The organism is Serratia sp. ASV30 (genome assembly GCF_016428815.1).
In the GTDB taxonomy this organism is placed as follows: domain Bacteria; phylum Pseudomonadota; class Gammaproteobacteria; order Enterobacterales; family Enterobacteriaceae; genus Chania; species Chania fonticola_C.
This window is the reverse complement of the sequence record NZ_JAELTL010000022.1, coordinates 71,324-81,696: the sequence shown is the minus strand read 5'-3', so window position 1 is coordinate 81,696 and position 10,373 is coordinate 71,324. Positions and strand designations below refer to the sequence as shown.

Sequence of the window (10,373 nt, the reverse complement as noted above, 5' to 3'; positions counted from 1 at the left end):
CCGCTGAAGAGTCAACCTTTTTCTCTTACGAGACGCGGTGTTTTCACCGGGTTGCTTCTTCCTGGCTGGGCGACTGCTTCGTCGTTGTTCCCGGTCAGTGGAGGCGCATTATAGGGAGTTCTCAGAAGGGCGCAACCCCTAAATTCAAAAAACTTTTCAAGCGTTCAAAAAACCAGCCAAAACGTCACTTATGGGTATTTATTGAGCAAAAAAGGAAGGTTTTAAGAGTTTTGCTCGAAGAAAACCCGTCAACCAGGCTAAAGCCAAAGAAAAGGGGGCGGTAAAAACCGCCCCCTTCTATATAGCTACCAACAGCTACTTTTATTGCTTGGCAACGATATGGTCGTTTTCCACGTCCAGCGTCACCGGTTTGCCTGGGATCAACTTGCCAGACAAGATTTGCTGTGCCAGCGGGTTTTCGATTTCCTGCTGGATAGCGCGTTTCAACGGCCGCGCACCATACACAGGGTCGTAACCCGTTTTGCCCAACAGCTCCAAAGCCGGTTCCGTGATGCTGACTTCGTAGCCGCGCTCTTCCAGACGCTGGTACAGACGTGCCAACTGGATCTTGGCAATCTGCGCGATATGTTTCTGGCCGAGCGGATGGAACACCACCACTTCGTCGATACGGTTGATGAATTCCGGACGGAAATGTTGACTCACCATCTCCATGACCGATTCCTTCATCTGTGGATAGCTCATCTGACCGAAATGCTCCTGGATCAGATCGGAACCCAGGTTAGAGGTCATGATCACCACGGTATTACGGAAATCAACGGTACGACCTTGTCCGTCTGTCAGACGTCCGTCATCCAACACCTGCAACAGGATGTTGAACACGTCTGGGTGCGCTTTTTCCACTTCATCCAGCAGGATCACGGAATACGGACGACGGCGCACCGCTTCTGTCAGATAACCGCCCTCTTCATAACCGACATAACCCGGAGGTGCACCCACCAGCCGCGATACGGAGTGTTTCTCCATAAACTCGGACATGTCGATACGCACCATCGCGTCATCACTGTCGAACAGAAACCCAGCCAACGCCTTACACAGTTCGGTTTTACCCACCCCGGTAGGCCCCAGGAACAGGAATGAACCGATCGGCCGGTTAGGATCGGAAAGACCGGCACGGCTACGGCGAATAGCATTGGACACCGCGTTCACCGCTTCATCCTGGCCAATCACCCGTGAGTGCAGCTCCTGCTCAAGACGCAGCAGTTTGTCGCGCTCACCTTCCAGCATTCTGGCCACCGGGATACCGGTCGCTTTCGCCAATACTTCAGCGATTTCGGCGTCGGTAACGCGGTTACGTAGCAGCTTCATGGTCTTGCCTTCTGCCTGCGTAGCCGCCTCAAGCTGTTTTTCCAGCTCAGGGATTTTGCCATACTGCAGTTCAGACATGCGCCCAAGGTCACCTACGCGGCGCGCCTGCTCCAGCGTGATCTTGGCCTGTTCCAGTTCCGCCTTGATATTCTGGGTACCAGACAGCGAAGCCTTTTCCGCTTTCCACTCTTCTTCCAGCTCTGAGTATTCGCGCTCTTTCTGCTCCAGCTCGCTACTCAGCATTTCCAGGCGTTTCTTGCTGGCGTCATCCGATTCCTTGTTCAGTGCCTGCTCTTCCAGTTTCAACTGGATGATGCGGCGCTCCAGGCGATCGAGCGATTCCGGTTTAGAGTCCATCTGCATACGAATGCTGGAGGCGGCCTCATCGATCAGGTCGATGGCCTTATCCGGCAACTGACGGTCGGAAACATAGCGGTGCGACAGCGTTGCCGCCGCTACGATCGCCGGGTCCGTGATCTGCACGTGGTGATGCAGCTCATAGCGTTCTTTCAGGCCACGCAGGATGGCGATGGTGTCTTCCACGCTCGGTTCCGCGACATAGACTTTCTGGAAGCGGCGCTCCAGCGCAGCATCCTTCTCTATATATTGGCGATACTCGTTTAGCGTGGTCGCCCCTACGCAGTGCAGTTCCCCACGGGCAAGCGCGGGTTTGAGCATGTTGCCAGCATCCATCGCGCCATCGGCTTTACCGGCACCCACCATGGTATGCAGCTCATCGATGAACAGGATGACGCTGCCTTCCTGTTTGGAAAGATCGCTCAGCACCGCCTTCAGACGTTCTTCAAATTCGCCCCGGTATTTCGCCCCGGCAATCAACGCGCCCATATCCAGGGAAAGCACGCGTTTATGCTTCAGCCCTTCGGGAACTTCACCGTTGATAATACGCTGAGCCAAGCCTTCAACGATGGCGGTTTTACCGACACCAGGCTCACCAATCAGTACCGGGTTGTTTTTGGTACGGCGTTGCAGCACCTGAATGGTGCGGCGGATCTCTTCATCACGGCCAATCACCGGATCAAGCTTGCCCTGTTCTGCACGCTCAGTGAGATCGATAGTGTATTTTTTCAGAGCCTGACGCTGATCTTCAGCACCTTGGTCATCCACGCTGTCTCCTCCCCGCATTTGCTCAATGGCTTTGGCTATTTTGTCCGCTGTGGCACCGGCCGCTTTCAGCAGATCGGTCAAATTACCGCGATCTTCAAGCACCGCCAGCACAAACAGCTCGGATGAAATAAACTTGTCTGCCCGCTTTTGCGCCAGCTTGTCGCAAAGGTTGAGGACGCGTACCAGTTCATGTGAGGGTTGAACATCCCCACCGGTACCTTCAACCTGTGGCAGACGAGACAATGCCTGATCGATGTCGGTACGCACTCGCGCAGCATCAATCCCGGCAGAAGTCAGTAATGGGCGAACCGTGCCCCCATCCTGATTGAGCAGGGCGCTCATCAGATGTAACGGTTCAATAAATTGATTGTCGCGCCCAAGGGCCAAAGATTGGGCATCGGCGAGGGCAAGCTGGAATTTGTTAGTAAGACGATCCAGACGCATAACACCTCCAATGTAGGTCAAAATTGCTACTGGAGATTAAATGAGGTCATCCCTCAAATTTTCAAGGTTATCTCGACACTATATTATGAGTACAACGTCATGCATCAGTGGATCGTCCTAGGGCAGTAGGTTATCTCACCCAGATCAAACTTGCCATACGTCCGGTTGTTCCGTCGCGCCGATAGGAGAAAAAATGACTCATTTCGTTCATTGTGCAACGATTACCGCCATAAATGGCGAAAATACCAGCACGTTGAAGGCGCTGGCGAGCCAAAAGATAGAGGTCTGCGAGGAATTTTTCACCATGGGGAGTAAAAGCGGCAGCGGCGGCGCTATCAATATCCATAAATGCTGCACGCACTTCGCCCCCAACTTCGAACCGGGTTGGGCCGATAGCCGGCCCGAGCCAGGCAGTGATGTTTTCTGGTGCGGCAGCAAAGCGCGCCACGGTATTTTCCAGCACGCCATGACATAAGCCACGCCAACCGGCATGTGCGGCGGCAACTTCATCACCCGCTTGTGAAGCAAACAGTACCGGCAGGCAATCCGCCGTCATCACCGCGCAGACCAACCCGGCCACATTGCTGTAAACCGCATCGGCGCGCAAATCTTCAGGCGTTTGACCATCCAGCGTCAGCACACGAGTACCATGTACCTGCTCCAGCCACAGCGGCATCTGCGGCAAGCCAGCCGCCGTTACCAGGCATTGGCGGTTACGCGCCACGACTTGCGCATCATCCCCGACATGCTCACCCAGGTTCAACGAGTCATAGGGAGGAAGGCTGACACCGCCATGACGAGTGGAGCTGCAGGCTGTTACCCCTGCAGGCAGCGGCCAATCGGGTACAGTCAGCGAACTCATTACCAATCCATCTGATCTTTGAATTCTTCGGTATCGAGCTTCAGCGCGTTGATCAGATCGACCATATCCTGTGGGATTGGCGCATGCCATTCCATCTGGATACCGCTGATCGGATGATACAGGCGCAACATGGTTGCGTGCAGCGCCTGACGGTCAAAGCCGCGCAACGTGTTGATGAAGGCCTCTGATGCCCCTTTTGGCGGACGTGGACGGCCACCGTAGAGTTGATCGCCCACCAGCGGATGGTCGATATACGCCATATGCACACGGATCTGGTGCGTACGGCCGGTTTCAAGGCGCAAACGCAAACGGGTATGGGCGCGGAAATGTTCCATAATGCGGTAATGAGTCACCGCAGGTTTGCCCATTGGGTGAACGGCCATGTGAGTACGTTTGGTGGAGTGGCGGGCAATAGGTTGCTCCACCGTGCCACCCGCGGTCATGGTGCCGATCGCCACCGCTTCATATTCACGGGTGATCTCACGCTCCTGCAATGCCTCTACCAGACGGGTTTGCGCCGGAACGGTCTTGGCAACCACCATCAGGCCGGTGGTATCTTTGTCCAGGCGGTGAACGATACCGGCACGCGGTACGTCGGCAATCTCCGGGAAATAATGTAACAATGCATTAAGCACCGTCCCATCCGGGTTACCCGCACCTGGGTGCACCACCAGACCGCGAGGCTTGTTGATCACCAGAATATCGGCGTCTTCATAGACGATATCCAGCGGGATGTCTTGCGGTTCCCAACGGGCCTCCTCTTCAATCTGTGCATCAATGGCGACCGTCTCTCCCCCCAGTACCTTCTCTTTCGGCTTGTTTATCGTTTTGCCATTGACCTGTACCCTGTCTTCCAGGATCCATTCTTTTATGCGAGATCTTGAATAATCAGGGAACAATTCGGCCAAAGCCTGATCTAAACGTTGTCCGAGTTGAGTTTCGGCCACCGTTGCGGTGAGTTGTACTTGTTGTGCCATATGCAGCTTCTTCGTTAACGTTGGGTTTTCACGGCGATGCCGTTTAATATAATGTGCTATTGTAACTGGTCTTTTGTCGGGAGCTTAACGGACAGTCTCCCGGAATAACACCCTGAGGATAATCTAAACGTCATGACGCGTATGAAATATCTGGTGGCGGCAGCCACGTTGAGCCTGGCGCTGGCAGGTTGCTCCACATCCAAGGATGCGGTTCCCGACAACCCGCCTTCGGAAATCTATGCTACTGCCCAGCAAAAACTGCAGGACGGTAACTTTAAGGGCGCGATTACGCAACTCGAAGCGTTAGATAACCGCTATCCATTCGGGCCGTACTCTCAGCAGGTCCAATTGGATCTGATCTATGCCTACTATAAATCTGCCGATTTACCTTTGGCACAGGCCTCTATCGATCGCTTTATGCGTCTGAACCCAACGCATCCGAACATTGACTACGTCATGTACATGCGCGGTCTGACGGATATGGCGTTGGATGACAGTGCGCTGCAAGGCTTCTTCGGGGTTGACCGTTCTGACCGCGATCCACAGCATGCCCGCGCCGCATTCCGCGACTTCAGCCAGCTGATCCAGCAGTATCCGAACAGCCAATACGCGACCGATGCCTACAAGCGTCTGGTATTCCTGAAGGACCGTCTATCCAAGTACGAGCTCTCAGTGGCGGAATACTACACTAAACGTGGCGCTTACGTCGCGGTAGTTAATCGTGTTGAGCAGATGATGCGTGAATTCCCGGACACCAAAGCGACCCGCGATGCGCTGCCGCTGATGGAAAACGCCTATCGCCAGTTGCAATTGAATGCTCAAGCCGACAAGGTAGCAAAAATCATCGCCGCCAACGCGTCTTAAGTATTTGAGATTTGCACAAAAACAAAACGGCAGCTTCGGCTGCCGTTTTCATTTGCTGTAAATTCAGCCATTTTCAGGATAAATACACAAGCAAAAACACGGTGTTAGCAAGGCTTTACCACCGGTTAACCTATCGATAATGCGCGTTCTGCTGCCAAGACTCAAGCGTTAGATGGCGGTTTCAGACGCTAAATCACAGATTGAACTAACTTTGCAAAAAGTGACAAAAATTTGTGTTTTACATCACGCATTTCGGCAAAAAGAGCGGTATGCTGAATCTATCCAAGACGGAAAGACAGAGAGGTAAGTTATATGACACTCAACATTACCAGCAAACAAATGGATATCACCCCCGCAATCCGTAATCATGTCGAAGACCGTCTCAGTAAACTGGAAAAGTGGCAGGCGCAGCTGATCAACCCACACATTGTCTTATCTAAAGAACCTAAAGGGTTTGCCGTCGACGCCACCATTACCACGCCTAACGGTCCGCTGGTTGCCAGCGCCAAACATGAAGACATGTATACCGCCGTTAATGACCTGATTGCCAAACTTGAGCGTCAGTTGAACAAGGTACAACACAAGAGCGAGGCACGCCGCGCTTATGCCAGCGTGAAAGACCTGGCTCCGGTAATCACGCAGGAAGAAGAGGAATAACTCTGCAAGTGATTGTTTCACATCAAACGCGCCCGAGGGCGCGTTTTTTGTCTGCCGGTTTCTATTGACACAATGAAAAGCCAGCGGTTACTTTACACCCTGATTTACACACATTTTGGAACGCCATGAGCCGTAAACCGTTTTTCTTCGCATTCTTTTTTACCTTCCCCTGATTGGGAGGCGTTTCGTCGTGTGAGAAAGAATGCGAAGACGAACAACCAAGCCTCCTCAAACAGGGGGCTTTTTTTATGGCTATTTGATAACCCGCCCCGCTGGGCTTCAAGCTGCGGCTTGCAAGACGACGGGAACATAAGAATACAAGGCAAAGCTGATTATGACTGATAACCCATTACTCGTGCTGCGCGAACGCATCAGCGCACTGGATATGAAATTGCTGGCCCTGCTGGCAGAGCGCCGTGAACTGGCGGTGGAGGTGGGCAAAACCAAACTGCATTCGCACCGCCCGATCCGCGATAAAGAGCGTGAGCGCGATCTGTTGGACGCCTTGATCAGCGCGGCCAAACCTTATGACCTCGATGGTTTTTACGTCACCCGCCTGTTCCAGCTGATTATCGAAGACTCTGTGCTGACTCAGCAGGCTCTGTTGCAGCACCAGCTTAACCAGACTAGCCAACATTCCGCGCGCATTGCCTTCCTGGGGCCAAAAGGCTCTTACTCACATCTGGCCGCACGCCAGTACGCCGCTCGCCATTTCGATCAGCTCATCGAATGCGGCTGTCAGAAATTCCAGGACATCTTTACCCAGGTGGAAACCGGCCAGGCGGATTACGCCATTTTGCCGATCGAGAACACTAGCTCCGGTTCTATCAACGATGTGTACGACCTGCTGCAACATACCAGCCTGTCGATCGTGGGTGAACTAACCTTGCCGATCGATCACTGCGTGCTGGTAGCCAGCGACACCGATCTGCAGCAGATCGAAACCGTTTATAGCCACCCGCAACCTTTCCAGCAGTGCAGCCAGTATTTGAACCGCTATCCCCACTGGAAGATTGAGTATTGCGAAAGCACCGCCGCCGCGATGGAGAAGGTCGCCAAGCTGAACTCGCCAAAAGCTGCGGCGTTAGGCAGCGAGGCCGGGGGGGCGCTGTATAATCTGCAAGTGCTGGAACATAACCTGGCTAATCAGCAGCAGAACATCACTCGCTTCATTATTCTGGCGCGTAAGGCAATTGAGGTTTCCGAGCAGGTTCCTGCCAAAACCACGCTGATCATGGCCACCGGTCAACAATCCGGTGCTCTGGTGGAAGCCCTGTTGGTGCTACGTGACAATGGCATCATCATGACCAAGCTGGAATCACGCCCGATCAACGGTAACCCATGGGAAGAGATGTTTTACATTGATGTGCAGGCTAACCTGCGTTCTGTCGCGATGGAGAAGGCGTTGAAAGGGCTGACACCGATTACCCGCTCGCTGAAAGTGCTGGGCTGCTATCCAAGCGAAAACGTGGTGCCGGTCAATCCGTCTTAAGTCGCAAAAAGGGTTCGGCTATGCCGAACCCTTTTTCATCTATTGACGGCTATCGTTCGCCTGGCGCAGCAAGGAACGGCTCTCAACCAGGAAGCGCTGGGCATAATCACCAAACCAGTGCTCCACCTTCTGGAAGCTTTGAATAAAGGCTTGTTTGTCGCCCTGCTCAAGCAGCTTGATCGCCTCACCAAAGCGCTGATAGTAGCGTTTGATCAGATGAATATTGTCTTCCGAAGACATGATGATATCGGCGTACAGCTGCGGATCCTGAGCAAATAGCCGCCCCACCATCGCCAGCTCCAGCCGATAGATCGGCGAAGAGAGCGCCAGCAACTGTTCCAGCTGTACGTTCTCTTCGGCCAGATGCAGGCCGTAAGCAAAAGTAGCAAAGTGGCGCAGCGCCTGGATAAAGGCCATGTTCTGATCGTGTTCGACGGCGCTGATACGATGCAAACGCGCGCCCCAAACCTGCAACTGCTCCAGCAGCCACTGGTAGGCCTCCGGCTGACGGCCATCGCAGTACACCACCACCTGTTTGGCCACGCTGCCAACATCCGGGCCAAACATTGGGTGCAACCCCAGTACCGGGCCGCCATGTACGGCCAGCATCGCTTGTAATGGCCGGTTCTTCACCGAAGCCAGATCGACCAGAATACAGTCCTGCGGCAGCGGCGGCAGTTGGGCGATCACCTGCTCGGTGATATGGATCGGTACGCTGACAATCACCATACCGGCATCCGCCAGCAGGCTATCCGCCTGCGGCCAATCCTCTTGATCCAATACCTTGACCTGATAACCCGACAGCGTCAGCAGCCGGTTAAACAGGCGGCCCATCTGGCCATTACCGCCAATAATGACGATAGGACGCAGCTGTGGGCACAGCGTTTTGAAGCCTTTATCGTTCTCACTGGTGTAGGATTCGCGCATCACCCGGCGCAGCACGTCTTCGATCAAATCTGGCGGCACGCCGAGGCTTTCCGCTTCCTGGCGGCGAGAGGCCAGCATTGCCGCCTCACGCTCAGGTACGTAAACCGGTAAACCGTAGTGGCTTTTGACTTCCCCTACTTCCGCTACCAGCTCCAGGCGTTTCGCCAACAGAGCCAGCAGCGCTTTATCCACTTCGTCAATTTGATCGCGCAATGCGGTCAGTTCAGCCACCATAACTCACTACTCTCCAGTGCGTGCCATCAGCGCAGCGCCGAGATCCTGATGCATTTGGCGCAGCAGCGTCTCCGTGCTTTCCCAGTTAATGCAGGCATCGGTCACCGATACGCCGTAGCGCATATCCACACGCGGCTGTTCAGAAGACTGGCTGCCCTCGTGCAGATTGCTTTCCAGCATGATGCCGGTGATCGAACGGTTACCCGCTCTGATCTGCTCAACTACGGATTCGGCAACCGCTGGCTGACGGCGATAGTCTTTATTTGAGTTGCCATGGCTGCAATCTATCATCAAGGACGGATGGAGTCCCGCATCCTGCATCTGTTTTTCGCAGGCGGCAACGTGCTCAGCACTGTAGTTAGGCGTTTTACCACCGCGCAGGATCACATGGCCGTCTGGGTTACCCTGAGTTTGCAGCAGGCAAACCTGACCCGCCTGATTGATACCGACAAAACGGTGCGCCATAGAAGCTGCGCGCATCGCGTTGATGGCCGTGCCCAGGCTACCATCCGTACCATTTTTGAAGCCCACCGGCATTGAAAGGCCGGAAGCCATTTCGCGGTGCGTCTGAGATTCTGTAGTACGCGCACCGATCGCCGACCAGCTGAACAGATCGCCCAGGTATTGTGGACTGTTCGGATCCAACGCTTCGGTCGCCAACGGCAGGCCCATACCAACCAGATCCAGCAGCAGGCGACGCGCAATGTGCAAACCCGCTTCTACATCGAAGGATCCATCCATATACGGATCGTTGATCAGGCCTTTCCAGCCGACGGTGGTTCTTGGCTTTTCAAAATAGACGCGCATAACGATATACAGCTGATCGCTCAATTCAGCCGACAGGGTTTTCAGACGACGCGCGTAATCTAGCGCGGCATCAGGATCGTGGATCGAACATGGCCCACACACCACCAGCAGACGGTGATCTTGCCCTTTAAGGATATTGGCAATGGTCTGGCGGGCCGTAGCGATTTCCGTTTCATCGTTGGCACTGAGTGGGAACTGGTTCTTCAGCTCTTCCGGGGTGATCAGAACCTGTTCTGCACTGATATGTACGTTGTTGAGCGCGTCTTTTTGCATGATGCTATTCCTGTCGTTTGCCGTTATGCGTGAGCGTAGTGAAAACATTGAGCGTTACAGGTGCTACCTTAACCACTCCTTGTAAAGTTTTCAATCCATTTGCTGTAAATAAAAAATTACCATCCAAAACAGGAAAGGGAATCACCCGCCACAACAAACAAAATTCAATTTAAATCATTGTTTTATTTTGATTTTAAATTGACTCCATAATAGAGCATAACGACAAACCACCAACAGAACCCCCCCTAAAATCTACGCAATGTAAACAAAATTGAACACCAAAATGAGTTATTCATTGGTCCTCACGCGCTCAAAAAACAGCCTACGCTGCGTGTAGGAGCGCTGCATGCCACGCCGCGCAGGTAACAAGTTCCTTGGCAAACCC

The 10,373-nt window shown here is 53.6% G+C and carries 10 protein-coding genes and 1 other annotated feature; of the genes, 5 read left to right on the top strand and 5 right to left on the bottom strand.

What is annotated here, in order from left to right; genetic code table 11:
• Positions 1-284, top strand: a 284-nt coding sequence (locus JHD74_RS26615) for a hypothetical protein (protein WP_233169515.1), incomplete at its 5' end; no start/stop codon positions are given.
• 37 nt (positions 285-321) lie between these two features.
• Here JHD74_RS26615 and clpB read toward each other — a convergent pair.
• From clpB to rluD, 3 genes are all read right to left on the bottom strand, one after another.
• On the bottom strand, positions 322-2,895 hold the full coding sequence (gene clpB, locus JHD74_RS12250; RefSeq protein WP_021808129.1) for an ATP-dependent chaperone ClpB: 2,574 nt from the start codon (positions 2,893-2,895) through the stop codon (positions 322-324).
• Positions 2,896-3,025: 130 nt separating this feature from the next.
• Positions 3,026-3,757 carry a purine nucleoside phosphorylase YfiH gene (gene yfiH, locus JHD74_RS12245; RefSeq protein WP_199062791.1) on the bottom strand — a complete coding sequence of 244 codons (732 nt, stop codon included), beginning with the start codon at positions 3,755-3,757 and terminating at the stop codon, positions 3,026-3,028.
• Positions 3,757-4,734, bottom strand: coding sequence for a 23S rRNA pseudouridine(1911/1915/1917) synthase RluD (gene rluD, locus JHD74_RS12240; protein ID WP_065686938.1), 978 nt, complete (start codon positions 4,732-4,734; stop codon positions 3,757-3,759). The genes yfiH and rluD overlap by 1 nt, the downstream gene beginning before the upstream one ends.
• Positions 4,735-4,866: 132 nt before the next feature.
• Here rluD and bamD point away from each other — a divergent pair, with 132 nt between their 5' ends.
• The 4 genes from bamD (at position 4,867) to pheA (ending at position 7,747) form a co-directional block, all read left to right on the top strand.
• Positions 4,867-5,598: an outer membrane protein assembly factor BamD gene (bamD, locus tag JHD74_RS12235; protein ID WP_024530744.1), complete on the top strand. Its 732-nt coding sequence runs from the start codon at positions 4,867-4,869 to the stop codon at positions 5,596-5,598.
• Positions 5,599-5,910: 312 nt separating this feature from the next.
• The gene (gene raiA, locus JHD74_RS12230; RefSeq protein ID WP_021182197.1) at positions 5,911-6,255 is read left to right on the top strand and encodes a ribosome-associated translation inhibitor RaiA; all 345 of its coding nucleotides are present in this window, start codon (positions 5,911-5,913) and stop codon (positions 6,253-6,255) included.
• 124 nt (positions 6,256-6,379) lie between these two features.
• Positions 6,380-6,505, top strand: a sequence feature (Phe leader region).
• Positions 6,381-6,428, top strand: coding sequence for a pheA operon leader peptide PheL (gene pheL, locus JHD74_RS12225; protein WP_192958309.1), 48 nt, complete (start codon positions 6,381-6,383; stop codon positions 6,426-6,428). Its footprint overlaps the feature before it by 48 nt.
• Positions 6,506-6,589: 84 nt before the next feature.
• Positions 6,590-7,747, top strand: coding sequence for a bifunctional chorismate mutase/prephenate dehydratase (gene pheA, locus JHD74_RS12220; protein WP_021182196.1), 1,158 nt, complete (start codon positions 6,590-6,592; stop codon positions 7,745-7,747).
• A 39-nt stretch (positions 7,748-7,786) separates the two neighbouring features.
• Here the strand turns inward: pheA and tyrA are convergent, their stop codons facing one another.
• Together tyrA and JHD74_RS12210 are read right to left on the bottom strand one after the other, a co-directional pair.
• Entirely contained in the window at positions 7,787-8,908 is a 1,122-nt protein-coding gene (tyrA, locus tag JHD74_RS12215) for a bifunctional chorismate mutase/prephenate dehydrogenase (protein WP_021182195.1), read from the bottom strand.
• Positions 8,909-8,914: 6 nt separating this feature from the next.
• Positions 8,915-9,988, bottom strand: a complete 1,074-nt coding sequence (locus JHD74_RS12210) for a 3-deoxy-7-phosphoheptulonate synthase (RefSeq protein ID WP_065686941.1) — start codon at positions 9,986-9,988, stop codon at positions 8,915-8,917.
• Between the last annotated feature and the right edge of the window lie 385 nt (positions 9,989-10,373).

Bases quoted from the DNA above. Each gene is read 5' to 3' on its own strand.
- JHD74_RS12210 (WP_065686941.1), bottom strand. From the start codon at position 9,988: ATGCAAAAAGACGCGCTCAACAACGTACATATCAGTGCAGAACAGGTT.
- rluD (WP_065686938.1), bottom strand. From the start codon at position 4,734: ATGGCACAACAAGTACAACTCACCGCAACGGTGGCCGAAACTCAACTC.
- bamD (WP_024530744.1), top strand. From the start codon at position 4,867: ATGACGCGTATGAAATATCTGGTGGCGGCAGCCACGTTGAGCCTGGCG.
- clpB (WP_021808129.1), bottom strand. From the start codon at position 2,895: ATGCGTCTGGATCGTCTTACTAACAAATTCCAGCTTGCCCTCGCCGAT.
- tyrA (WP_021182195.1), bottom strand. From the start codon at position 8,908: ATGGTGGCTGAACTGACCGCATTGCGCGATCAAATTGACGAAGTGGAT.
- raiA (WP_021182197.1), top strand. From the start codon at position 5,911: ATGACACTCAACATTACCAGCAAACAAATGGATATCACCCCCGCAATC.
- pheA (WP_021182196.1), top strand. From the start codon at position 6,590: ATGACTGATAACCCATTACTCGTGCTGCGCGAACGCATCAGCGCACTG.
- yfiH (WP_199062791.1), bottom strand. From the start codon at position 3,757: ATGAGTTCGCTGACTGTACCCGATTGGCCGCTGCCTGCAGGGGTAACA.